Raw genomic sequence first — 21,372 nt, 5'->3', positions numbered from 1 at the left:
TTACTTAACCATTTGCGAGCCAGACAATCCCTGCCCATGTGGACTGCAAATGTTTCTTCTTCCTGGCTGGCGGGCTTCACGGTCTGCCTGTCGCTCATCGTCTCCATCGGAGCCCAGAACCTGTATGTGCTGCGCCAGGCCGTGCACGGCCAGCATGTACGCGCCTGCGTGGCATGGTGCGTGGTCAGCGACGTGGTGCTCATCGGCCTGGGCGTGGCGGGCATGGCCCGGCTGCTGGGCGACAACCCCGATCTGGCCCGCTACCTGACCCTGGGCGGCGCCCTGTTCCTGCTGGCCTACGGCCTGATGGCGCTGTGGCGCATGGCCATGGCGCCCGATGCGCAGCTGGCCGCCTCGGGCGGGCAGCTGGCGCCGCGCGGCCTGCTGGGCGTGGTCTCCACGCTGGCCGTTATCACCTTGTTCAACCCCCATGTCTATCTGGACACGGTGCTGCTGATGGGCTCCATCGGCGCGCGCCAGGAAGGCGCGCTCAAATGGGTGTATGTGATTGGCGCCGCTTCGGCCAGCCTGTCATGGTTCGTGCTGCTGGCCTTTGCAGGCCGCCGCCTCAGGCGCCTGTTCGAGAAGCCGCGTGCCTGGCGGATTCTCGATGGCCTGACGGGCGTGATGATGCTGGCGTTGGCCTGGTGGGTGGCCGGCAGCGTCTGGGCGCCGGCCGGGGCCTGAGCCGGCCTGGGCCGGCCTGGGCCGGCCAGAAGCGGCAGGCTCAGCCCGCCGCCTGCTCCGGCTCCGGCTCCGGTGCCCAGGTGCCCACGGCCTCGATGAGGTTCCAGCTGTTGCACTCGATGCAGTAGTGGCCGGTGGTGCCGGTCTTCTGGCTCTCGGCCTCGATCACCACGCGGTGACCATGGCGCTGGGCCGGCGACAGCGGACGGATCTTGTCGTACTTGAACTGCTCTGCCAGATCGCCGCGAAAGGCGATGGTGATGCGGTCGCGCTTGGGGAAATAGTCGTTCTCGTACTTGTCGAGGGTGCGGATGGCCACCAGATTGGCCATGCTGTCCGGATGCGGTGCGCTCATTGAAGTCTCCCTGCCTGTGATGGCGTTCTATGTTCAAAACGATCTGATGACGGTGGTCAGGCATCCGTGGCTTGCGGCTGCAGCGGTAGCTGCAGCCCGGTCTTGACGCGTTCCAGCGCTATCGAGGTGGTGTAGCGCCGGATGTTGTCGTCCCCCGCAAACAGCCGAGCCGCCAGCGCCTGGTACTCCTCCATATCGGCAGCCGTGACGATCAATGAATAGTCGGCTTCACCGGTCACGTAATAACACTGCTGTACCGCGTCCTCCCGGTCCACGCGTGCGCGAAAGGCCTGCGACAGATCGGGGCGCTCGTTGACCAGCTGCACGTTGATGAGCACGGTCAGCGGCCGGCCTATGCGCGCCGGATCGACCACGGCCACGTTGGCCGCGATCACGCCCAGCTCCTGCAGCCGCTTGATGCGCCGCTGCACGGCCGGCGCGGAAAGGTGCACACGCTCGGCGATGAGGCGCTGTGGCGTGAGGTTGTCGCGCTGCATCACGTCGAGAATGGCGCGGTCGAAGGAGTCCAGGGCGATGGCGGGCATGGGCGGCTGGCGGCGAGAAGAGGAAAAGAGCGAATATTGCGTGAAGCGGCTCAAAAACGAGCTGTTTGCGCGGTGCGCTTGCAATATCGTACGCGCCATGACAACAAACATCACATGGAACCGCGCCTGGCCGCTGCTGGCCGTGCTGGGCTCGGTGACGGCGCTGGGCGTGGGAACGTCACTGGCCAAGCAGCTTTTTCCGGTGCTGGGTGCCCAAGGCACCTCGGCATTGCGCGTGGGCTTTGCCGCGCTGATCCTGGTGGCCATCTGGCGGCCCTGGCGCTGGACGCTGGCGCGGCCTCAGGCCTGGGCGCTGCTGCGTTTCGGCGTGGCGCTGGGCGCCATGAACCTGCTGTTCTACATGGCGCTGCGCACCATTCCCTTCGGCCTGGCCGTGGCCATCGAGTTCTCGGGGCCGCTGGCCGTGGCCATCTACCACTCGCGCCGGCCCGTGGATTTTGTCTGGCTGGCGCTGGCGGTGGCGGGGCTGGCCCTGATCCTGCCCATAGGCGGTGCCAGCGCCGGCGCCCTGGTGCTGGAGCCCGTGGGCATTGCCTGCGCCGTGGGCGCGGCCATCTGCTGGGCGCTGTACATCCTGCTGGGCCAGCGGCTGGGCAGCATTCCCAGCGGCCAGGCCGTGTCGCTGGGCCTGGTGTTCGCCGCCATGGTGGTGGTGCCCTTCGGCGTGGCCGAGGCGGGGGCCAAGCTGCTGCAGCCATCCATACTTCTTTTCGGGTTGATGGTTGCGGCCATCTCCAGCGCCTTGCCCTACACGCTGGAGATGATGGCGCTGCGCCGCCTGCCGCCCGCCACCTTCGGCATCGCGCTGGCAACGGAGCCCGCGATAGCCGCCCTCATGGGCATGCTGCTGCTGCATGAGCAACTGGTGGGAACGCAGTGGCTGGCCATTGCCTGCATCATGGGCGCGGCCATGGGCAGCGCCATCACGCGGCCGGCTGCTGCGGCCAAGGCGCCGGCGGAGGTGGCCTCCGCAGGCTGAGGCAAGGAATGCCATCCACAAAAAAAGCGCTGCCGGGGCAGCGCTTTTTTTTCGCAGCGGTCGCAGCCGGCAAGGCTGCGGCCACCTCGCATTCAGAACGCGGGAACGACGGCGCCCTTGTACTTCTCGACGATGAACTTCTTCACATCAGGCGTGTGCAGTGCGTTCATCAGCTTGGCGATGTTGGGATCGTTGGCGCGGTCCTGGCGCGACACCACGATATTGGTGTAGGGCGAGTCGGCACCTTCGATGAACAGCGCATCCTTGGTAGGATTGAGCTTGGCCTCGATGGCGTAGTTGGTGTTGATCAGCGCCAGGTCCACATCGCCCAGTGCGCGCGGCAGCAGCGGGGCTTCGAGTTCCTTGAACTTGAGCTTCTTGGGGTTCTTGGCCACATCCAGCGGCGTGGGCGTCAGGCTCTTGGGGTCCTTGAGCTCGATCAGGCCCTGCTTGGCCAGCAGGATCAGGGCGCGGCCGCCGTTGGAGGGGTCGTTGGGGATGGCAATGGTGGCGCCGTCCTTCAGGTCCTTGACGTTCTTGATCTTCTGCGAGTAGCCGCCGAAGGGCTCCACATGGACCTTGCCATTGGGCACGGCCACCAGAGAGGTCTTGCGGTCCTTGTTGTAGCTGTCCAGATAGGGCTGGTGCTGGAAGAAGTTCACGTCCAGCTGCTTGTCCTCGACGGCCGCATTGGGCTGCACGTAGTCGCTGAATTCCTTGATCTGCAGATCGATGCCCTGGGCCTTCAGCGCGGGCTTGATGTGATTGAGGATTTCTGCATGCGGCACGGCCGTGGCACCGACCTTGAGCACGTCGGCGGCCTGGGCTGTCAGTGCCAGCGTGGCAATCGCGATTGCGGAGAGGGCTTTCTTCAACATGACCGGAGGACTTTCTTCAACGGGTTGCGATAAAACGCCGCCGGCCCGGGAGAACGGCTCCGCGTCGGGCTTGGCGGCAGGCAGGCGCATAGTCTAGTGCTGCGCCAGGGGCCGCGTTGAACATTTTTGATATTTGGTTATAAGGCTGTGGTTTTTTATGCGGATTCTTGCGATGGCGCAGCGCGTACCATCGCCGCCATGGACTCCGAAATGCTGCAAAAGCTGGTGCAGGTGCAAATGCCCTATGGCAAGTACAAGGGCCGGCTGATCGCCGATCTTCCCGGCAACTATCTGAACTGGTTCGCACGCGAGGGCTTTCCCAAGGGAGAGCTGGGCCAACTGCTGGCGCTGATGCAGGAGCTGGACCACAACGGCCTGTCGCACCTGCTGCAGCCGCTGCGCGACGGGCGGCGCTGAAGCGCAAGGCCCCTGAACCGGGCCCTGGCCCGGCACAGGCTCAGGGCGGAAAGCCTTCCACGGTATCCCGCAACTGAACGAGTACGGCCTCCAGTTGCGGCAGAGGCACTGAACCCAGTCCCAGGCGCAGCGCATGCGGGGCATGGGGAGTCGTTGCGTAGGCGTGGGCCTGCGATACGGCGATGCCGCACTGGGCCAGCGCCGTGGCCACCCGGTCCATCCGCAGCTCCCCGGGCAGGCGCAGCCAGAGGAAGAGCGAGCAGGGGTGGGCCAGCATCTGCATTCCTGCCAGCGCCTTGCGCGCAATCGCCTGCCGGCGCCGTGCCTCCTGCCGCATGCGTTGTTCCTGCTGCCGCACGGAGCCGCTGGCCATCCAGCGCGTGGCCATGGCCGTGACCAGGCCCGGCATGCTCCAGTGGCTGGCGCGCACCACGGCCTTGACGCGGCCTGCCCATGCCTGGGGCACCACCATGAAGCCGAAGCGCAACCCGCTGGCCACGCTTTTCGAGAGGCTGGAGACGTGAATGCAGCGCTCTGGCGCCAGCGTTGCGAGGGCTGCGGGCGCCTTGCCTGCCAGAAAGGCATAGGCAGCATCCTCGATCAGCAGGCAATCGTGGCGCCTTGCGATCTCCACCAGGCGCTGGCGCTGCGCCAGCGGCATCACCCATCCCAGGGGGTTGTGCAGCGTGGGCATGGCATGGATGGCGCGTATGCGCCGGCGTGCGCACAGCCGCTCCAATGCATCGAGGTCGGGACCCTCGTCAAGGGCAGGGACCGGCTGTAGGTCCAGGTCCTGGAGCTCGGCCAGCATCCTGAAGCCCGGGTAGGTCAGCGCGTCCACGGCCACCGCATCGCCGGGCCGCAGCAGCGCACGCACGGCAATGTCCAGTCCTTGCTGCGCGCCGTTGACCAGGAAGATGCGTTCCGGCTCGGCAGCCAGGCCGCGTTCGCGGGCAAGGAAGTCGGCCACGATGCGCCGCTCGTGCAGCCGGCCGCCGGGCGGCTGCTGGTGCATGAGCGCAGCCAGGTCGCCCGAAGCAGCCAGCTCGCGCAGCATGGAGCGCAACAGCCCGGCCTGCCCCGGCCAGGTGGGATGGTTGAAGGACAGGTCGGCCGTGTCCGAACTCAGGCGGGATTCGTCGCTGCCATCCCATTCGCGCTGCTGCGGCCGATCCCGCACAAAGGTGCCGCGCCCGGTTTCGCCGATGACCAGGCCGAGGGAGGCCAGCCGCGCATACACCTTGCTGGCGGATGCCACGGCCATGCCATGGCGGGCCGCGAGGTCGCGGTGCGTGGGCATCAGCGTGCCGGGGGCGAGCCGGCCGGCGCGGATGTCTTCGGCCAGCCGTTCAGTCAGCAGAGCAACGCGAGAGGCAGCCATGGAGTGTAGTTAGGACAATTTTTTGATTGTTCCAGTCTAGGTCATCACACTGGCGAGACGGGCATTCCCGGGCCTTGCCCTCCCGCTCCAGACAGGAAATCCATGCATCTTCCCCGCACTTATCTCCCCGTGCTCGACTATCTGCAGCGGCAGATCGAAGGGCGGCTTGCCGCAGACGAGGCCACGCACATGCGCTATCCGACCGCGATCTCGCAGATGCTGGGGTTTCGCATAGTGGCCGTCGGCGAAGCCATGGCCGTCGTGGAGTTCGACGCCGATGCGCAGCGCCATGGCAACCAGCAGGGCACGGTCCATGGCGGGATGCTGTGCGAACTGGCCGATGCTGCCATAGGCACGGCGCATTCCACTTTGATGGAGCCAGGCCAGAGTTTCACCAGCATCGACCTGAAGGCGGCCTTCCTGCGCCCGGTCTGGCGCTCCAGGCTGTGCGCGCGGGCGTGGGCCGAGCACCGTGGGCGCACGATCAGCCACTACCGCTGTGAAATCGAGCGTGATGATGGCAAGGCCGTTGCGAGCATCGCCAGCGCCGTGATGACGCTGCGTGGAGAGCATGCGCAAGGCCGTTGAAGCAGGCCGCTGGACAAAACAGAAAGGCCGCGACAGGCGCGGCCTTTTGCAAGAAGCAGGCGGTTTACTTGGCGGCGGCGCGGGCGGCTTCTGCCTTGGCCTTGGCTTCATCGGCCTTGCGCTGCAGCTCGGCTGCCTCGGTTTCGGCGGCCTTGGCCTTGGCTTCGGCCTCCTTGGCGGCAGCGTCCTTTTCAGGGGTCATGGCGCCGGCCAGCGCATTGCCGGCCATGGAGCCGGCAACGGCGCCCACGGCGGCGGCGCCCAGCGTGCCCATCATGCCCGGGCCTGCAGCACCTGCAGTGGCAGGTGCCGCTGCCGGAGCGGCGGCTGCGGCGGGCGCGGCCGGCGTTGCTGGCGTGGCAGGAGCTGCCGGGCTGGCAGGCGTTGCCGCCTTGCTGGCGGTGGGCGCCGCAGGCGCTGCGGGCTGGGCAGGGGCCTTGCCGATCGACGCCGGGCGCACGGACTTGCCGCCGCTGCCCATGCGCTTGGCCTGGGCCAGCGTGGGCACGGTCAGCGATGCAATGGCCAGGGCGATCACGGAGGCAGTGGTGCGGAACGAAGTCTTCACGAAGGTTTTTCCAATCATGGTGGTCATGTGCACGGTCGGCGCAGGCGGGCCTGCGCCGGTCGGAGCGCCACAGGCCGCCCGTCTGCGGGCAGGCCTGCGGCCTTGGGTGTCACATGGGGATGGGGCGGGAGATTCCAAGCACCGGCATGCGGATACGCCGGTGTGCAGCCTGCTGTTGTAGGAGAGCCACCGGCGCTGAGGCGGTGGCCTATGGGGCTGCATCAAGCATTGTAGAAAAGACCGGGGCCTGCCGGAAAAGCAAGCCCACAAAACATTCTCAGCTATTGATTGCGGAGCAGCAACCGCTCCCGCAGTCGGTCCCGGAGCGGGCTTTCTCGTTCTGCTTCAAGGGCCGCGACCGCCATCCATTTGCTGGCGTCTTCTCCTAAATCCATAGCAATGTTTCCAGCAAGCACGGGGCTCAGACGGCCGCGCATTTTTGCTTGAGCAAAAGCTGCGGAACTGATGTTCAGGTCTTTGCACCAGGTGGCAGCTCGCTTGGATTTCAGCGCTTTTTCTAGCAGCTCAATCGTAGAGGTCATGTTTGCTCCAGGTCGTCAAGTGCTTTTGATGATATGACGACTCGTTAGTCGATTGGGTAACGACTCGTTAGTATCTGCGTGCTAACGAGTCGTTAGTTTTGGAGCCGGCCCCGAGTCTGAACAAGGCGCTTTTAGGGGGACACGTTGCTCGGTCGCAGGCAGTGAACAACAGCCGGACCTACCGCCAGAAGCAGAGCAGGCGGCTCCTCATCACAACCCAGGAGCCGCCAGCATGCCTACACCTCGAACCCCGTTACGTCCTCCACCTGGTCAAACAAGTCCGGCCGCGCGCCTGGCGGCTCCCGACCAGGCCGACCATGTGGAGGGCACCTCCTACCGTCGTCGCTTGTTTTCGGTGTCAAGGCGTTTGAAGAGCTTGCGCAAATCGACCATGTACAGGACGGCAATGATCGCTACGACGATAGCGATAACGAGCAGCCAAATGAGTCCGGCGTTCGCGGCATCCAGCATCTGTTCCATTGAAGACTTCTCCTCCTTTAAAGCCAAGTTGTGGCTGACTTTGGGTCTTATCGCGGCGGTACATGTTGCCCTGTCGGTGTTGGCTCTTCAGATTGATCGGATTATTTGGGCCTGGTTGGAGCGTCGCTCATGAGCCGCCGCCTCCACCCACTCCGTTCTGAGCAGGCGCGCTACCTGCTCAAGTGCATTGACATGTACCGCGTCGTACTGCGCGCCTACGGCCACGACTCGGTAGCCGCGCGCAACTGGCGCAACCAATGCGCGAAGGAAGCGGGCTACATCATCTCCGGTGTGTACTGCACCGATGGCCGTTGGGATGTGCCGCGATGACTGGCCGTCCGTACACCCACGCGGAGCATGCCGCGCGCTGCCGTGCTGCAGCCCAGGTCGGTCACACCCTCCAGTCACAGCATGTCCAGATCATGCGGCGCGGCGTTCTGTACTGCGCGCAGATCTGCAACGCATGGACCACCCCTGACGGTCAGGATCTCTGGACCGTCGAAACCTCGTTCCCGGAAGCTGCGCGCTTCACGGTGCCTTGCCGTCAGGTGCGCCTGTGCGAGCCCTGCTCGTGCGCTGCGGAGGGCACCGGAGCGGAGGGGGCCCCGCTTGCGGGGGAGGGTCCGCGCCGGGGCCCGGAGGGCGTGACGTGCTTGTAACACGTCACTTTAGTCTCACCGATGAGACTTTTCCTGTTCTGGACGCTGCCGTACCGGGCAACGTTGTCGACCTGGCAGAGCGCCGGGCCGGACGCGCGGAGTGGTACCCCGCGCCCATTACAAAAGCCCAGCTCGTCGGCTTCTGCGACTGGCTTTCGATCTACCAGCGGCACGCATGCGGTGGCCTGCCGCAGATATCGGACGGTGCGTTCATGCGCATCGACAGCGACGGCCAGGTCGAATCGATCACGCTCAAGAAATCGCGTATCGAAGGCTCATTCGAAACTGCGGTGTTCGTGCGCTGCGACGGCGAAACCGTCTGGTTTGAGGGCAACGTTTCGAAGTGGGGCAGGACCGACAACGTGTTCGGTTACTCGTTCATGCAGTGCCTGCAGATCATCAACCGCTTGTTGCTCTCGCTGGGCCTGCCGCCGTTCACCGAAGGTGAAAAATTCATCACGAACTTCAAGGGCGAGCCTCGTACCTGCTGGACCGGCGCTGTGGTTACGCGCGTCGATGTGACCCAGAACTGGAGCGTGGGCGGCAAGGAAAACGCCTACCACTTCATGCGCTACCTGCAGAGCCAGCAGGCGAGCCGTCTGAAGACAGGGACCTACGGCGATGGCGAGACCGTGGACTTCGGTCGGGGCTCACGTCGCGTCTATTTCAAGGCCTATCTCAAGGGGCCGGAACTGCGCCGCCATGCGGGCCGCGTCGCTGATTCCTCCACGTTCGAAAAGGCCCCCGTCGATCCATATGTCCTGCAGCTTGCCGACTGGTGCGATGCCGTTGGCCTGGTGCGTGTGGAGATGACTTTCAAGGCAACCAAGCTGCACGACATGGGCTGCCACTTCCTCGGGGGATTCGACATGAAGCAAATCGAGATGGAGTTCGAGCAGCGCTGCGAAGTGCTCACGCGCGCCTGCGCTGACGTGGACGAGTTGTCCGAACTTCCCAAGGCTCTGTTGTCCACCTATCGCATGTGGCAGGCCGGCGACGACCTGACCACCAAGCTGAGCCGCGCCACCTTCTACAGGCATCGGCGCGAGCTCCTTCCGTACGGGGTCGATATCGCCATCAAAAGCAACGTCGTCCCTTTGAAAACGAGGACCCGGGTAATCAAGCTCGGCCCGGTGTCCATGCCTGACTGGTACGAGCTACCGCCACCCGAAAGGAATCGAAATGGCACTCATGGTTGAAGTTGTGGGAATGAAAGCCTTCAAGGGCTTTGTGAACGGAGAGGGCATCAACAGCGGCACCGTGTACGCACGCGTGAAGCTGGACGACCGCTACAACAAGCCGGGCGAGAACTTCAAGGGCGGCTATGCCGTCGAGGACTGGAAGATGCCCGACGCGGATGCTGTGTTTCGCATGCAGCACATCCCACTGCCCTTCGTTGCCGAGCTCGAAGTCGAGCGCGTCAGCAACGGCAAAGAGTCCCGTGAAGTCGTCATCGGTGTGCGGCCCGTGGAGACCCTCGCGCAGGCCCCTGCACGGCCTGCTGCAGCGGATGCAGTGGTACCGGCTGCCGCTCGCCCTGACGCCTCCGCACAGGCCCGCCAGCAGGCCCCAGCAATGAAGGCTGCAGCATAGCCATGGCCCTCTCTTACGACCAGTTTCAACAGCTCATTGCGAGTCTGTTTTTTATCGCGGTCGCGGGGGGCATCTGCGGTGCCGTGGTGCTCAGCGCCTTCGTCCATGTCGCTGCGCGCTGCGTCCTCTTGATTGGTCGCTATTTCGACCGCCGTGACCGCATCGCGTCCGCTCGCCAGCGTGCCGATTTTTCTTCAGGAGTAGAGCCATGAGTACCTATGTCTGCTATGGCTGCGGATCGTTTTTCGACACCGAGCAGGAGGAGGGCTCCGACGAAGTTGCTTGTACAGAGTGCGGCTCCATCGATACGGACTCCCAGGATGACTACGAAGACTTCGTGGGTAGCTGATGTCTGGCTACTTCGTCTGTCTCCAGCCTGAAATCCCCTGCCAGGCCGTGCACCAGGTCGCGGTAACCGAGGTCACTTTGCAGGACCTCGCCGCGCTTGGCATCACGCCCGGCAGTGTGTCTGCAGCCGTGGGTCTCGGCTTCGGTCTTGTCTTTGCGCTCGCAATGCTCGGCTTCGGCCTCGGCGTCGCCTTGCGCATGGTTCGCAGGTTCTGAGATTGCAGCCCAGAGCCCTGCGGCTCTGCGGTGCAAGTTCGCACCTTTTCAACCAACCTTTCAAGGAAAAATCATGTTCCAACAAACACGAGCAATTACTCGCAAATTCGGCGCCAAGGCTGTTGCTGCGACTGGCATGGCCATGGTCGTCACTGCCTCGCATGCCGCTGGTATGGATGACCTGTTCGATGCTGTGGACGTCTCCAGCGTTGCGACGAAGGTCACTGCTCTGGCTGTCGTCATCGTCGGCATCGCCCTTGTCATGAAGGGCCCATCGGTGGTCAAGCGCATCATCGCCAAAATCTAACAGGCGTTAGCCATGTTGGTCGTCGCCCTGGTCGTCGCTGTTCATGCCGCTTTTGCGCTGATCGGCGCGATCGGGGCGATTTGTTTTTTCATGCTTGCGAGGATTTAATGTGATTAATTTTCTTCGCATATCAATATTGATAATTGCTACTTTCTTTGCATCGATATCTTATGCAGCGCTCGCTTGCAATGCAAAGAATTTTCCATATACGAATGATGTAAATGACCCAAAAGTTATAAAAACTTGGTCATGCTATGGTTCCACTTGTGGCTGGCAGTACTCTGGCGGTTATTTGGGGGAACCAGGATATTTTCAAGGAATGTGTAGTTCCGAATGTCCTCCAAATGCATCTAGAAATGAAAAAGGTGAATGCACCTGCAATCATGGCTATTCAGACAAGGATGGACAATGCGTGCCAGATAATGGCGGCGGCGGTAATGGCGGAGATGGCAGTACTGATAAATGTAAGGGTCTTGAAGAGTTTTGCTCTGACCGAAAAAAACAGGGCTGGAATGCAATTTTTCGTGCCCCAGGTATGGGCGCTGAATTCGTTTGCCACGCAGCAGAGAATGCTAATTCTGGCGGCTGGAGTGAGCCTGCGTTCCCTGGCTGTACAAGGGGCTGCATGGTCAGCACTGGCACGACTGTTTCTGTGCAAGACGATGCCGGAAAATGGTACACGACGGGCACGGGTAGTTATGTTGGCTCATCATGCGATCCGAATGTTATTAATAAGCTCAATGAGGGCAAGCCCGATGAAAAGGAAGTAACCCCTCCCGACAGCAAAGACCCGGGCAAATGCAATGGGCAGGCTGGGACTGTCAATGGCAAGGATGTTTGCTTGCCTTGGTCCGGCGCGGAGGGTGATAACAAGAGTGAGACCAAGAAAAACGCGGACGGCTCCACCACGAAGACCGACACGAAAACCACCTGCACAGGCAATAGCTGCACCACGACCACGACCACCACGGGCAAGGACAGCAGCGGCAACACGACTGGGACAACCACGACCAGCACTACGACAACCAAAGAAGACTACTGCGCCAAAAATTCCGGTAGCTCTGTGTGCGGCGCATTGGACCCAACAAAGAAACCGGGTACCGGCACTGGCGGAGGTTCGGGCAGCGGCTCGGGTAGTGGCTCCTGTGAAGGCACCGACTGTGAAGACAACGATGGTCCAACGCTGCCCGGCAAGCCTGCCTTTGGCAAGTTCGGCGCCCCTGAACAGCCAAAGCTCTACACGACCAAATACCCCGACGGCATAGCAGGCGTCTGGAGCGCTAAGACCGCAGAAATCAAGAGCGCGCCGATCGCGAATCTTGTTGGAGACCTGATGCCCAAAGTAGCGGATGGCGGCACCCCTCCGACATGGATCATTGACCTTGACATGGGCGGCATCGGCAACTTCGGCCAGCGCGACATATCGCCGCCCAGCTGGCTATGGGGAGTACTCAAAGCCATCACGATTTTGTCCGCGCTGCTGCTCGCGCGTCGGCTCGTTTTTGGGGGCTGACATGCTCAACTGGCTCAAGAAAACCATTAGCGATTTTGTGGACTGGCTCAAGTCCACGTGGACCGATTTCGTTGACTGGATCAGGGACACGATCACCACGCTCGTCAAGTTCGTGTCTGACTTGGTCGTCAACATCTTCAAGGCCATTTGGGACATGGCGACGGACCTTGTGTGCTGGGTCCTGGACAAGCTGCTCGACCTGGTTGTGTCCGCCGTCAAGGCTCTCGACCTCAGTGGCCTGCAGGGCTTCGCGCCAGCTGGCGGCCTGCCCGCAGAAATCCTCAACGTCATGGCCTTATGCGGCGTCGGCTCTGCTGTTGCCATCATCACCACGGCCATCGGCATCCGCATCGCACTGCAACTTATCCCTTTCACGCGACTTGGATCATGATCAACGGACTCGAAGGCATCCCCGGCTCGGGTAAGAGCTATGAGGCTGTGGCCTATCACGTCCTGCCCGCTTTGCGGTCTGGGCGCAAGGTCATCACGAACCTGCCGCTCAACATCGACGCCTTTGCGGCCATCGACCCTGCCTGGCGCGATCTGATCGAGATTCGCACCAAGCCGGCGCCGCGGATCGGCGACTGGAACGCCGCCAACATTGCCGAGCATGAGGCATTCCGGCTGTGGACTGATCGCGAGCCCGAGCCACAGCCCGAAAACATCTTCACGTTTGGGAGCGTCTGGGACTACTACAGCACATGGCGCGGCGACAAGGATCAAGGCCCGCTGTACGTTATTGACGAATGCCACGTCGCGCTCCCCAAACTCGGCACGCCTGATGCTGTTGTCCAGTGGTTCAAGCTGCACCGGCACTACAACGCCGAAGTGCTGCTGATGACGCAATCATTCCGCGACATCAACCAGCCGATTGCCCAGCTCGTCGCGACCATGATCAAGTGCCGCAAGGCCGACATCCTGGGCAACGCAGATGAGTACATCCGCAAGGTCCACGCGGGCTATCGTGGCGCAGTGATTCAGACCGATCGACGCAAGTACGAATCCAAGTACTTCGGCCTCTACAAGAGCAACACGCAGTCCAGTGGCAGCGCGGAGTCCAAGGCTCAGGACGTGTCGCCTTTCATCGTCAAATTCCGCCGCTTCACCTGGTGTTTTTGGGTCCTGGCCATCGCGTACATGGCCTATGCTTTCTGGCCCCAGGATGACACCAGCGTATGGGGCCACAAGACCGCGCCTGCAGCCAAAAAATCCACTGCGGCCCAGCCTGTGCATGTCCAGCATGCCGCTGCCGCGCCACAGGCCCAGCAAGGCCCCGCCCAGGCCCCACAGCAGCCTGCAGGCACGTCGGCCACCCCAACTGCACCCGAGGTCAAAGACCCGCTGTTTGGCAAGCTGCTGCACATGACTGGCAACCTCAGTAAGCAGGGCAGGGACCAGATCACATTTGTTGTCAGTAGCGAGGGTCGCCGCGTGTTTGATCTGACGAGCGACGACCTGGTGCAAGCGGGCTACAAGGTCCACCGCCTGGCGCATTGCATGGCGACGGTCACCTATCAAAGCGTTGTGCGTCCAGTCACCTGCGATGCGCCGTACACAGCCAGCGGCCGCGGGGATAAGCCGGTGGTCATTGACACTGCTACCGGCGCCCGTAGTGATCGGCCGATACAAATTCCGGCGGCGCCGCTCCAGCAGGCCTCCCAGCTCGTCGCGCAGCAAGAGCCGCAGCATGAGGGCTACAGCGCAGCTCTGGCGCGTCGCAATGCTCAGGTGAGATCTGTGTTGACAGATTGATTCTGTTACAACCTTGTCTATGCAACTCAAAGCAGCGACAGTATTTCTATTTGTCCTTCTGATTAGCTCGGCAAATGCTCAGGTGTATCGATGTGGCAATACATATAGCAACCAACCGTGTATAGGCGCGAAGGAGGTCGATACATCGCCCGCCTTGGCAGATCCCAGAGGCGCGCAAACCAAAGAGATATTTTTGTGTCGGGCTGCACCGGGACGGCTGTATTGGAATCATGAACATTGCTCTGCACGAGGGTGGACTGTCGAACGGATCGCAAGGGTGCCTCTGGCTGCTTCGTGGGATGACCAGGTCGAGATGGCACGTAGCCAAAAACGCAATGCGGAATCGCTGGCCAGTGCGCCCTATTCATCCGGTTCTTCGAGTTCAGAAGCACCGTCGAATAGATCAGCCTGCCAGCAGCTCGATGAGCGCATCAAGTGGCTGGATGGCTTGGCGCGAGTTGACAGCAGACCCTGGATTACCGAAGAGCGTCGTCTTTCGAGAGACAAGCAATTCAGGCTACGCTGCTGAGGGGTATGGGGCATCGCCCCATGTCAACACTTGCCGCGCAACATGCCCGGCGCCATCGTCCATCAGGTCGAAACCGCGCCTGGCCCGCGCTTCCAGATTTCGACCAGGTCGAACACATCGTCCAGCCGCAGCCCTCGTAAGCCGAGGCGTTTCGCGCGTTGGCAAAACCCTCGCAAATTGACCAAGCCTGCTGCGTGCCCTGAGAAACGGTATTGCTGCAGGCATTTTCATTTCCACAAAATACGCTAGGAGAACGTATGCGTTATGGGTATGCGCGAGTCAGCACCCTGGATCAAGACACATCAATGCAGGCGAGTGCACTTGTCGCGGCACGGTGTCATGAGGTTATTCAGGAAAAACGATCAGCGGTGAAGCACAGGCCCGAGCTCGAAGCTCTATTGCTGCGTCTTCGTCGTGGTGATGAGCTCGTCGTTTACAAGCTGGATCGGCTCGCTCGTAGTCTGCGCGATTTGATCCGCATCATTGAGCATGTTCAGGGAGTAGGAGCCAGGCTTCGCAGTCTCACAGAGCCTGTCGACGTGGAGACTTCAATGGGGCGGATGATGCTGCAGGTCCTTGGCGCTGTTGCAGAGTTTGAGCGGAGCTTGATTAGAGAGCGGTGCATGGCCGGGCAGCTTGAGGCAATCAAGAAGGGCAAGACCCTTGGCCGGCCGCCGAGCATTCCTTTGCAGGATGCAAACGAGATCATCCAGCTTGCTGATTCCGGTATTCCGCAGCGTGCCATTGCGGAGGCATATGGTGTCAGCCCGTCCAGTGTCTTCCGCTTGCACGCAGAGGCTACCGGCCGTAGACCTCGCAGATATGGTCAGCTCAGGCAGTTGGTCTATAACAACGTAAAACCCACTCTTTGAGTGGGTTTTTGAGTGCTTTTAATGGCTTTTGCTATCAATTTTGATTGCTTCAAAAGCCATTGATTGCGGAGCAGTGCAGCGGCCTGCGCCAGCCCCCGCCGCCGGTTTTCAGCGCAGCACTTCCAGCAGGCGGTCCAGGCCGCCTTCGGTGATGGAGACCTTGGCCTCGTTGCGCACGCGCGGCTTGGCGTGGTAGGCCACGGACAGGCCTGCGACCTGCATCATGGGAATGTCGTTGCTGCCGTCGCCCACGGCGATGCACTGGTCGGGGCGAATGCCCAGCAGCGAGGCGACTTCCAGCAGCGTGCGGCGCTTTTCGGCGCCGTCGCAGATGTCGCCCCAGGGCTGCTCGATCAGGCCGCCGGTCAGCGCGCCATCGCGCATCTCCAGCACGTTGGCACGCACGAAGTCGATGCCCAGCATGCCGCGCACGTGCTCGGCAAAGTAGGTGAAGCCGCCCGAGACCAGCAGCACCTTCAGGCCCGCAGCCTGGGCTGCGCGCACCAGGGTTTCGGCGCCCGGGGAGAGCTTCAGGCGCTCGGCCAGCACGCGGGCCATGTCGGCCTCGGTCACGCCGACGAGCTTGCCCACGCGCTGGCGCAGGCTGTCCTTGAAGTCGGTGATCTCGCCGCGCATGGTGGCTTCGGTGATGGCCGCGACCTCGGCCTTCTTGCCGGTGGCGTCGGCGATCTCGTCGATGCATTCGATGGTGATCAGCGTCGAGTCCATGTCGAACGCGATGAGCTTGTAGTCGGCCAGCTTCAGTGGCGGCTGGATGCCGCGGATCAGCAGTCCGGGCGCGAATTCGGTGACATCGGTCATGGGTGGGGCAGCAAAAAGGGACGGGCCGCCGGGCTGGCGGGTATCAGGCGCGAATCATATCCAGAGCCAGGGCCGCGCGGCGCAGTCACTGGCCTTGGCACTGCGGCGCGCCACGGCTTGTGCCTGGATGCGCCCTCAGGGCGCGGGCGGGCGGCGCAGGTAGATGGCGTCCGACCAGGTGGCCAGCCATTGGGGACGGAACACCACGAAGATGGCCGTCACCATGCCGGTGACCACGGCATCGCCCCAGGCCATGAGCCAGCGCGCAATGCGCGACAGGTCCTCGTTGACACCGGGAAGCGAGTGGCCTGCGGCCTGGGCCAGCAGGGCCGAGATGAAGACGCACAGCACCGTGCCCGCAAAGCCGCGCGCGAGAATGAAGACAAAGATCTGGTGCGGCAGCCAGCGCCGCAGCGCCGCGCCCCAGAGCATGGCCAGCGTGGCGGGCACGATGCCCTGCCAGACCGAGATGCCCAGCGCATCTCCCCAGCCCAGGGCCGGCGACAGCAGGGCCGCCAGCCCGCCCACGACGAGCAGCAGCGGCACGGCCAGAGGCCAGCCCAGCATGAGCACCACCAGCGGCGCCGAGGACCACTGCAGTTGCAGCGGCATGCGGTGCAGCGCGGGCAGGGCCCAGATCCAGGGCAGCAGCACGAGCACGCCCAGCAGCGGCGTGACCAGGGGCGAGGCCATGCGGTCCAGCGGCCCGCCCGGGCCCGGGCGGCCGGCCAGCATGCGCCAGGGGCGCAGCCACAGCGCGGCGGCCAGGGCCAGCAGGGCGATGCTCGCTTCGAGGAACATGGCTAGGACAACCCTTCTATGCGGGCTGGGCCGCCTTCGCCTCCACCAGCGGCTGGCCCAGGCTGCGCAGCACGTCGCGCACCATCTGGGCGCGGTCCTTGGGGTTGTCCAGGGCGCGCTCTATGCGCAGCTTCTCGTTGCCGGCCAGCTTGATGTGCTTGTTCTTCTGGATGAGGTGGATGATGGCCATCGGGTCCACCGGCGGCTGGGGCTTGAAGGTGATGTTGATCACGCCGGGCGCCGCATCGACCTTGACCACGCCGTAGGGCTGGGACAGCACGCGCAGGCGGTGCACGTCGATCAGCGTCTGCGCCTGGGGCGGCAGCTTGCCGAAGCGGTCCACGATTTCTTCGAGCAGGGTGTCGATCTGGTCGCTGGTGCGGGCCGTGGCCAGTTTCTTGTAGAAGGACAGGCGCAGGTGCACATCTCCGCAGTAGTCGCCCGGCAGCAGGGCCGGCGCGTGCAGGTTGATGTCGGTGGAGGCCGACAGCGGGCTGAGCAGATCGGGCTCCTTGCCGGCCTTGAGGCTGCGCACGGCCTCGGACAGCATCTCGTTGTAGAGCTGGAAGCCCACCTCCATCATGTTGCCGCTCTGGTTCTCGCCCAGCACCTCGCCGGCGCCGCGGATCTCCAGGTCGTGCATGGCCAGGTAGAAGCCCGAGCCCAGTTCCTCCATCTGCTGGATGGCCTCCAGCCGCTGCTGGGCCTGCTTGGTCAGGCTGTCCAGGTCGGGCACCATCAGGTAGGCATAGGCTTGGTGGTGGCTGCGGCCCACGCGGCCGCGCAGCTGGTGCAGCTGGGCCAGGCCGAACTTGTCGGCGCGGCTGATGAGGATGGTGTTGGCGCTGGGCACGTCGATGCCGGTCTCGATGATGGTCGAGCACAGCAATATGTTGTAGCGCTGGGCCACGAAGTCGCGCATGACGCGCTCGAGCTCGCGCTCGGGCATCTGGCCGTGGGCCACGGCGATGCGGGCCTCGGGCAGGATTTCCTCGAGCTTTTGCTTGCGGTTCTCGATGGTCTCGACCTCGTTGTGCAGGAAGTAGCACTGGCCGCCGCGCTTGAGCTCGCGCAGCACGGCCTCGCGGATCACGCCCGTGCCCTCGTTGCGCACAAAGGTCTTGATGGCCAGGCGCCGCTGGGGCGCGGTGGCGATGACGGACAGGTCGCGCAGGCCTTCCAGCGCCATGCCCATGGTGCGCGGGATGGGCGTGGCCGTCAGCGTGAGCACGTCCACCTCGGCGCGCATGGCCTTCATGGCTTCCTTGTGGCGCACGCCGAAGCGGTGCTCCTCGTCGATGATCAGCAGGCCCAGGTTCTTGAACTGCGTGGACTCGGACAGCAGCTTGTGCGTGCCCACGACGATGTCCACCGAGCCGTCGGCAATGCCCTTGACGGCCGCCGTGATCTCCTTGCCCGAGCGAAAGCGCGAGACTTCGGCCACCTTGATCGGCCACTTGGAGAAGCGGTCCACCAGGGTCTGGTAATGCTGCTCGGCCAGCAGCGTGGTGGGCGCGAGAAAGGCCACCTGCTTGCCGCCCGTGATGGCCACGAAGGCCGCGCGAAGCGCCACCTCGGTCTTGCCGAAGCCCACGTCGCCGCAGACCAGGCGGTCCATGGGCTGGGGGCTGATCATGTCCTGGATCACGGCGTGGATGGCGGCGCGCTGGTCCGCCGTTTCCTCGAAGCCGAAGTCGTTGGCGAATTGCTCGTAGTCCTGGGGCGAGTAGCGGAAGGCATGGCCCTGGCGTGCGGCGCGGCGTGCGTAGATGTTCAGCAGCTCGGCCGCGGAGTCGCGCACCTGCTCGGCCGCCTTGCGCTTGGCCTTTTCCCACTGCGTGCCGCCGAGCTTGTGCAGCGGCGCGTCCTCGGGTGAGACGCCCGTGTAGCGGCTGATCAGCTGCAACTGGCTGACGGGCACGTAGAGCACGGCGTTGCCAGCGTACTCCAGGTGCAGGAATTCCTGCACGGCCGGCGTGCCGTCGGGGTTCTTCTGGCCCATGTCCATGTGGACCAGGCCCTGGTAGCGGCCGATGCCGTGGTCCGAGTGCACCACGGGGTCGCCCACCTTGAGTTCGGACAGGTCCTTGATCAGTGCCTCGACATCGCTGACCTGCTCCTGACGGCGGCGCCTGCGGCCCGTGGGGCTGGTGGCGAACAGCTCGGTCTCGGTGACGAAGTCCAGGCCTTCCTCCACCCAGGCGAAGCCGTTCATCAGCCCGGCCGTGGCAATGCCCACCTTCTCGCCCGCATCGCCCTGGAACTCGGCCAGCGAGTCGAAGACCGGCGGGTTCACGCCCGAGGCGCGGAAGAAGTCCAGCAGGCTTTCGCGCCGGCCATCGGACTCGGCCAGCAGCAGGACGCGGTGGGCGCTGGCGGCAATGTGCCTTTGCAGGCGCGCCAGAGGGTCTTCCGCGCCGCGCACCACGGACAGGTCCTCCAGCTTCTGGAAGATGGCGCTGTTGGCCACGTCCTCGGTGCCTGGGCGCAGCGCGAGCTGGGCGTGCTCCTTGGCGCGCGTGTAGAACTGGTCGGCGGACAGGAACAGCACCTCGGGCGGCAGGGCCGGGCGCTCGGGGTCGCCCTGCACCAGGCGGAAGCGCTCCTTGGTGTCCTGCCAAAAGCGCTGGAAGGCCGGCTCCAGGTCTCCATGCATGACCACGGTGGCATCGGCACCCAGGTAGTCGAACACGGTGGCCGTTTCGTCGAAGAACAGCGGCAGGTAGTACTCGATGCCGGCCGTGGCAATGCCCTGACCCATGTCCTTGTAGATGCGGCTGCGCGTGGGATCGCCCTCCAGCAGCTCGCGCCAGCGCTGGCGGAACTTGGCGCGCGCGTCCTCGTCCATGGGGAACTCGCGGCCGGGCAGCAGGCGCACCTCGGGCACGGGGTAGAGGCTGCGCTGGGTGTCGGGATCGAAGGTGCGGATGGAGTCGATCTCGTCGTCGAACAGGTCCACGCGGTAGGGCTGCAGCGAGCCCATCGGGAACAGGTCGATCAGGCCGCCGCGCACCGCGTACTCTCCATGGCTGACCACCTGGGAGACATGCTGGTAGCCGGCCAGGGTCAGCTGGGCCTTGAGTTTGGCCTCGTCCAGCTTCTGGCCGCTCTTGAACTCGAAGGTGTAGCCGGCCAGAAAGGAGGGTGGCGCCAGCCGGTACAGCGCCGTGGTGGCGGGCACCAGCACCACGTCGGCGCCATGCTCCTTGTCGCGCTGGTTGATGCGCCACAGCGTGGCCAGGCGCTCGCTGATCAGGTCCTGGTGGGGAGAGAAGCTGTCGTAGGGCAGGGTCTCCCAGTCTGGGAACAGCGCGCAGCGCAGGCCCGGGGCGAAGAAGGCCATCTCGTCGATCAGCCGCTGGGCATCCGAGGCGTCGGCCGTGACGATGGCTATCACCCGGCCTGCCGCCTTCTCGCGCTCGCCCAGGCGGGCCAGCAGCAGGGCGTCGGCGCTGCCCACGGGGCGGGGCAGGGTGAAGCGTTTTCCGGGAGTGAGCTTGGGCAGTTCCATGGTGCTTGGACGTGGGCGCCGCAGCGCCTGGGCGAAGTAACGACAAAACCCCTCGGCACGCGCAGAGGGGTATCGAAGCATTTTAGCCAGCACGCATGGCGGCCATGCAGGCATGCCCGCATGGCCATGGCGGCACATGGCCGTCACTACAATGCGCCACCATGACAGATCTGCTTGCGGCGGCTGCGCCCGCGTCCCTGGAGCCGGCCCGCCTGTGGGCCTTGATCCCCTGCGCGGGCACGGGCTCGCGCGCCATCGCACCCGATGCGCCTGCGCCTGAACTGCCCAAGCAATACCACCTGGTGGCCGGTGCGCCCATGGTGGCGCACACGCTGGCCGCCTTTGCGGGTGCAACGCGCGTACACCACACGCTGGTGGTGATCGCGCCCGGCGATGATTTCTGGCGCCAGGGCCTGCCGGGCCCGTCGCCCACGCGCTACTCCACGGCGGCATGCGGAGGCGCCACGCGGGCCGAATCCGTGACCAACGGCCTGAAGGAGCTGCTGGCGCGCGGTGCGGGCGCGCATGACTGGGTGCTGGTGCACGACGCCGCGCGCTGCCTGGTGACGCCCGCGCTCATCGATGCCCTGATCGACGCCTGCGAGCACGATGCCGTGGGCGGCCTGCTGGCGCACAAGCTGCCCGACACACTCAAGACGGCCGTGGCCGGGCCCAGCGGGGTGCGCGTGGCGGGCACGGTGGACCGCAGCGACAAATGGCTGGCGCAGACGCCGCAGATGTTCCGCATCGCGCCGCTGCTCGATGCGCTGCAGCACGCCGGCTCGGCCGTGACCGACGAGGCCAGTGCCATGGAGGCCGTGGGCCAGCGCCCGCGCCTGGTGCCCGGCGGCGCGCAGAACTTCAAGGTCACCTATCCGGACGATTTCGCGCTGGCCGCCGCCGTGCTGTCGCAGCGCGAGCGCAGCACCACGCTGGAGCGATACCGGGGCCAGCGCGACCATCCGCAGGCGTCGGGCAATCCATTTTTCTGAACCTGGAATGTTTCAC

Annotated in this window: 26 protein-coding genes; 16 read left to right on the top strand and 10 right to left on the bottom strand. The window is 64.0% G+C overall.

Going from position 1 to position 21,372, the window contains the following annotated elements:
• The first annotated feature begins 36 nt into the window (after window positions 1-36).
• The gene (locus tag ACF8ME_RS00360) at window positions 37-687 is read left to right on the top strand and encodes a LysE/ArgO family amino acid transporter (RefSeq protein ID WP_016445258.1); all 651 of its coding nucleotides are present in this window, start codon (window positions 37-39) and stop codon (window positions 685-687) included.
• 40 nt (window positions 688-727) lie between these two features.
• On the opposite strand, the gene ACF8ME_RS00355 is transcribed toward ACF8ME_RS00360, so the two are convergent.
• On the bottom strand, window positions 728-1,042 hold the full coding sequence (locus ACF8ME_RS00355) for a hypothetical protein (protein WP_070080506.1): 315 nt from the start codon (window positions 1,040-1,042) through the stop codon (window positions 728-730).
• Window positions 1,043-1,098: 56 nt separating this feature from the next.
• Window positions 1,099-1,587 carry an Lrp/AsnC family transcriptional regulator gene (locus ACF8ME_RS00350; RefSeq protein WP_016445260.1) on the bottom strand — a complete coding sequence of 163 codons (489 nt, stop codon included), beginning with the start codon at window positions 1,585-1,587 and terminating at the stop codon, window positions 1,099-1,101.
• A 97-nt stretch (window positions 1,588-1,684) separates the two neighbouring features.
• On the opposite strand from ACF8ME_RS00350, the gene ACF8ME_RS00345 reads away from it, so the two are divergent.
• Entirely contained in the window at window positions 1,685-2,587 is a 903-nt protein-coding gene (locus ACF8ME_RS00345) for an EamA family transporter (protein ID WP_016445261.1), read from the top strand.
• Between the two features lie 92 nt (window positions 2,588-2,679).
• Here the strand turns inward: ACF8ME_RS00345 and ACF8ME_RS00340 are convergent, their stop codons facing one another.
• On the bottom strand, window positions 2,680-3,465 hold the full coding sequence (locus tag ACF8ME_RS00340) for a MetQ/NlpA family ABC transporter substrate-binding protein (protein WP_017404430.1): 786 nt from the start codon (window positions 3,463-3,465) through the stop codon (window positions 2,680-2,682).
• Window positions 3,466-3,663: 198 nt separating this feature from the next.
• Between ACF8ME_RS00340 and ACF8ME_RS00335 the strand changes: the two genes are divergently transcribed.
• A complete protein-coding gene (locus tag ACF8ME_RS00335; protein WP_017404429.1) occupies window positions 3,664-3,882 on the top strand; it encodes a DUF3820 family protein in 219 nt (72 codons plus the stop codon).
• 40 nt (window positions 3,883-3,922) lie between these two features.
• Here ACF8ME_RS00335 and ACF8ME_RS00330 read toward each other — a convergent pair whose 3' ends face one another.
• A complete protein-coding gene (locus ACF8ME_RS00330; protein WP_016453031.1) occupies window positions 3,923-5,263 on the bottom strand; it encodes a PLP-dependent aminotransferase family protein in 1,341 nt (446 codons plus the stop codon).
• Between the two features lie 102 nt (window positions 5,264-5,365).
• Here ACF8ME_RS00330 and ACF8ME_RS00325 point away from each other — a divergent pair, with 102 nt between their 5' ends.
• A complete protein-coding gene (locus ACF8ME_RS00325) occupies window positions 5,366-5,851 on the top strand; it encodes a PaaI family thioesterase (RefSeq protein ID WP_016453030.1) in 486 nt (161 codons plus the stop codon).
• A gap of 64 nt (window positions 5,852-5,915) precedes the next feature.
• Here the strand turns inward: ACF8ME_RS00325 and ACF8ME_RS00320 are convergent, their stop codons facing one another.
• The 3 genes from ACF8ME_RS00320 to ACF8ME_RS00310 all read right to left on the bottom strand — a co-directional run bounded on the left by ACF8ME_RS00320 (window position 5,916) and on the right by ACF8ME_RS00310 (window position 7,441).
• Window positions 5,916-6,446, bottom strand: a complete 531-nt coding sequence (locus ACF8ME_RS00320) for a hypothetical protein (protein WP_016453029.1) — start codon at window positions 6,444-6,446, stop codon at window positions 5,916-5,918.
• A gap of 254 nt (window positions 6,447-6,700) precedes the next feature.
• On the bottom strand, window positions 6,701-6,961 hold the full coding sequence (locus ACF8ME_RS00315; RefSeq protein WP_128422609.1) for a hypothetical protein: 261 nt from the start codon (window positions 6,959-6,961) through the stop codon (window positions 6,701-6,703).
• Window positions 6,962-7,294: 333 nt separating this feature from the next.
• Window positions 7,295-7,441 (bottom strand): hypothetical protein, encoded by a 147-nt coding sequence (locus ACF8ME_RS00310; RefSeq protein WP_392414863.1) that lies wholly within the window; start codon window positions 7,439-7,441, stop codon window positions 7,295-7,297.
• Window positions 7,442-7,570: 129 nt separating this feature from the next.
• On the opposite strand from ACF8ME_RS00310, the gene ACF8ME_RS00305 reads away from it, so the two are divergent.
• The 11 genes from ACF8ME_RS00305 (at window position 7,571) to ACF8ME_RS00255 (ending at window position 15,230) form a co-directional block, all read left to right on the top strand.
• Window positions 7,571-7,771: a hypothetical protein gene (locus tag ACF8ME_RS00305; protein ID WP_046238323.1), complete on the top strand. Its 201-nt coding sequence runs from the start codon at window positions 7,571-7,573 to the stop codon at window positions 7,769-7,771.
• Window positions 7,772-8,090: 319 nt separating this feature from the next.
• Window positions 8,091-9,299, top strand: coding sequence for a phage/plasmid replication protein, II/X family (locus ACF8ME_RS00300; protein ID WP_236884664.1), 1,209 nt, complete (start codon window positions 8,091-8,093; stop codon window positions 9,297-9,299).
• Between the two features lie 10 nt (window positions 9,300-9,309).
• Window positions 9,310-9,693: a hypothetical protein gene (locus ACF8ME_RS00295; RefSeq protein ID WP_046238324.1), complete on the top strand. Its 384-nt coding sequence runs from the start codon at window positions 9,310-9,312 to the stop codon at window positions 9,691-9,693.
• A 2-nt stretch (window positions 9,694-9,695) separates the two neighbouring features.
• Window positions 9,696-9,905 carry a hypothetical protein gene (locus tag ACF8ME_RS00290; RefSeq protein ID WP_046238325.1) on the top strand — a complete coding sequence of 70 codons (210 nt, stop codon included), beginning with the start codon at window positions 9,696-9,698 and terminating at the stop codon, window positions 9,903-9,905.
• Window positions 9,902-10,042, top strand: a complete 141-nt coding sequence (locus ACF8ME_RS00285; protein WP_156815049.1) for a hypothetical protein — start codon at window positions 9,902-9,904, stop codon at window positions 10,040-10,042. The genes ACF8ME_RS00290 and ACF8ME_RS00285 overlap by 4 nt, the downstream gene beginning before the upstream one ends.
• Complete coding sequence (locus ACF8ME_RS00280; RefSeq protein WP_013803167.1) at window positions 10,042-10,257, top strand: hypothetical protein; 216 nt, start codon at window positions 10,042-10,044, stop codon at window positions 10,255-10,257. The genes ACF8ME_RS00285 and ACF8ME_RS00280 overlap by 1 nt, the downstream gene beginning before the upstream one ends.
• A 73-nt stretch (window positions 10,258-10,330) precedes the next feature.
• The gene (locus ACF8ME_RS00275) at window positions 10,331-10,564 is read left to right on the top strand and encodes a hypothetical protein (protein WP_046238326.1); all 234 of its coding nucleotides are present in this window, start codon (window positions 10,331-10,333) and stop codon (window positions 10,562-10,564) included.
• Between the two features lie 109 nt (window positions 10,565-10,673).
• Window positions 10,674-12,077, top strand: a complete 1,404-nt coding sequence (locus tag ACF8ME_RS00270; RefSeq protein WP_392414862.1) for a hypothetical protein — start codon at window positions 10,674-10,676, stop codon at window positions 12,075-12,077.
• 1 nt (window position 12,078) lies between these two features.
• On the top strand, window positions 12,079-12,468 hold the full coding sequence (locus ACF8ME_RS00265; RefSeq protein ID WP_392414860.1) for a DUF2523 family protein: 390 nt from the start codon (window positions 12,079-12,081) through the stop codon (window positions 12,466-12,468).
• Window positions 12,465-13,829, top strand: a complete 1,365-nt coding sequence (locus ACF8ME_RS00260; RefSeq protein ID WP_392414858.1) for a zonular occludens toxin domain-containing protein — start codon at window positions 12,465-12,467, stop codon at window positions 13,827-13,829. Before ACF8ME_RS00265 ends, ACF8ME_RS00260 begins: the two co-directional genes overlap by 4 nt.
• Window positions 13,830-14,570: 741 nt before the next feature.
• Window positions 14,571-15,230 carry a recombinase family protein gene (locus tag ACF8ME_RS00255; protein ID WP_236884663.1) on the top strand — a complete coding sequence of 220 codons (660 nt, stop codon included), beginning with the start codon at window positions 14,571-14,573 and terminating at the stop codon, window positions 15,228-15,230.
• Window positions 15,231-15,338: 108 nt separating this feature from the next.
• On the opposite strand, the gene serB is transcribed toward ACF8ME_RS00255, so the two are convergent.
• The 3 genes from serB to mfd form a co-directional block, all read right to left on the bottom strand.
• The gene (gene serB / locus ACF8ME_RS00250) at window positions 15,339-16,052 is read right to left on the bottom strand and encodes a phosphoserine phosphatase SerB (RefSeq protein ID WP_016445267.1); all 714 of its coding nucleotides are present in this window, start codon (window positions 16,050-16,052) and stop codon (window positions 15,339-15,341) included.
• 135 nt (window positions 16,053-16,187) lie between these two features.
• Complete coding sequence (locus tag ACF8ME_RS00245; RefSeq protein ID WP_392414856.1) at window positions 16,188-16,853, bottom strand: hypothetical protein; 666 nt, start codon at window positions 16,851-16,853, stop codon at window positions 16,188-16,190.
• Window positions 16,854-16,869: 16 nt separating this feature from the next.
• Window positions 16,870-20,364 carry a transcription-repair coupling factor gene (gene mfd / locus ACF8ME_RS00240; RefSeq protein WP_392414854.1) on the bottom strand — a complete coding sequence of 1,165 codons (3,495 nt, stop codon included), beginning with the start codon at window positions 20,362-20,364 and terminating at the stop codon, window positions 16,870-16,872.
• Between the two features lie 161 nt (window positions 20,365-20,525).
• On the opposite strand from mfd, the gene ispD reads away from it, so the two are divergent.
• Window positions 20,526-21,356: a 2-C-methyl-D-erythritol 4-phosphate cytidylyltransferase gene (gene ispD / locus ACF8ME_RS00235; protein ID WP_046238331.1), complete on the top strand. Its 831-nt coding sequence runs from the start codon at window positions 20,526-20,528 to the stop codon at window positions 21,354-21,356.
• The last annotated feature ends 16 nt before the right edge of the window (window positions 21,357-21,372 follow it).

It is taken from the genome of Delftia sp. WSY_7, assembly GCF_043104845.1.
GTDB classification, from domain to species: Bacteria; Pseudomonadota; Gammaproteobacteria; order Burkholderiales; family Burkholderiaceae_C; genus Comamonas; species Comamonas tsuruhatensis.
Note: the sequence above shows the minus strand (reverse complement) of the source record. Positions and strands in the feature narration are given on the sequence as shown.

Excerpts from the sequence above, each read along its gene's own strand:
- ACF8ME_RS00360 (WP_016445258.1), top strand. The coding sequence starts at position 37 with ATGTGGACTGCAAATGTTTCTTCTTCCTGGCTGGCGGGCTTCACGGTC.
- ACF8ME_RS00355 (WP_070080506.1), bottom strand. The coding sequence starts at position 1,042 with ATGAGCGCACCGCATCCGGACAGCATGGCCAATCTGGTGGCCATCCGC.
- ACF8ME_RS00350 (WP_016445260.1), bottom strand. The coding sequence starts at position 1,587 with ATGCCCGCCATCGCCCTGGACTCCTTCGACCGCGCCATTCTCGACGTG.
- ACF8ME_RS00345 (WP_016445261.1), top strand. The coding sequence starts at position 1,685 with ATGACAACAAACATCACATGGAACCGCGCCTGGCCGCTGCTGGCCGTG.
- ACF8ME_RS00340 (WP_017404430.1), bottom strand. The coding sequence starts at position 3,465 with ATGTTGAAGAAAGCCCTCTCCGCAATCGCGATTGCCACGCTGGCACTG.
- ACF8ME_RS00335 (WP_017404429.1), top strand. The coding sequence starts at position 3,664 with ATGGACTCCGAAATGCTGCAAAAGCTGGTGCAGGTGCAAATGCCCTAT.
- ACF8ME_RS00330 (WP_016453031.1), bottom strand. The coding sequence starts at position 5,263 with ATGGCTGCCTCTCGCGTTGCTCTGCTGACTGAACGGCTGGCCGAAGAC.
- ACF8ME_RS00325 (WP_016453030.1), top strand. The coding sequence starts at position 5,366 with ATGCATCTTCCCCGCACTTATCTCCCCGTGCTCGACTATCTGCAGCGG.
- ACF8ME_RS00320 (WP_016453029.1), bottom strand. The coding sequence starts at position 6,446 with ATGACCACCATGATTGGAAAAACCTTCGTGAAGACTTCGTTCCGCACC.
- ACF8ME_RS00315 (WP_128422609.1), bottom strand. The coding sequence starts at position 6,961 with ATGACCTCTACGATTGAGCTGCTAGAAAAAGCGCTGAAATCCAAGCGA.
- ACF8ME_RS00310 (WP_392414863.1), bottom strand. The coding sequence starts at position 7,441 with ATGGAACAGATGCTGGATGCCGCGAACGCCGGACTCATTTGGCTGCTC.
- ACF8ME_RS00305 (WP_046238323.1), top strand. The coding sequence starts at position 7,571 with ATGAGCCGCCGCCTCCACCCACTCCGTTCTGAGCAGGCGCGCTACCTG.
- ACF8ME_RS00295 (WP_046238324.1), top strand. The coding sequence starts at position 9,310 with ATGAAAGCCTTCAAGGGCTTTGTGAACGGAGAGGGCATCAACAGCGGC.
- ACF8ME_RS00290 (WP_046238325.1), top strand. The coding sequence starts at position 9,696 with ATGGCCCTCTCTTACGACCAGTTTCAACAGCTCATTGCGAGTCTGTTT.
- ACF8ME_RS00285 (WP_156815049.1), top strand. The coding sequence starts at position 9,902 with ATGAGTACCTATGTCTGCTATGGCTGCGGATCGTTTTTCGACACCGAG.
- ACF8ME_RS00280 (WP_013803167.1), top strand. The coding sequence starts at position 10,042 with ATGTCTGGCTACTTCGTCTGTCTCCAGCCTGAAATCCCCTGCCAGGCC.
- ACF8ME_RS00275 (WP_046238326.1), top strand. The coding sequence starts at position 10,331 with ATGTTCCAACAAACACGAGCAATTACTCGCAAATTCGGCGCCAAGGCT.
- ACF8ME_RS00265 (WP_392414860.1), top strand. The coding sequence starts at position 12,079 with ATGCTCAACTGGCTCAAGAAAACCATTAGCGATTTTGTGGACTGGCTC.
- ACF8ME_RS00260 (WP_392414858.1), top strand. The coding sequence starts at position 12,465 with ATGATCAACGGACTCGAAGGCATCCCCGGCTCGGGTAAGAGCTATGAG.
- serB (WP_016445267.1), bottom strand. The coding sequence starts at position 16,052 with ATGACCGATGTCACCGAATTCGCGCCCGGACTGCTGATCCGCGGCATC.
- ACF8ME_RS00245 (WP_392414856.1), bottom strand. The coding sequence starts at position 16,853 with ATGTTCCTCGAAGCGAGCATCGCCCTGCTGGCCCTGGCCGCCGCGCTG.
- mfd (WP_392414854.1), bottom strand. The coding sequence starts at position 20,364 with ATGGAACTGCCCAAGCTCACTCCCGGAAAACGCTTCACCCTGCCCCGC.
- ispD (WP_046238331.1), top strand. The coding sequence starts at position 20,526 with ATGACAGATCTGCTTGCGGCGGCTGCGCCCGCGTCCCTGGAGCCGGCC.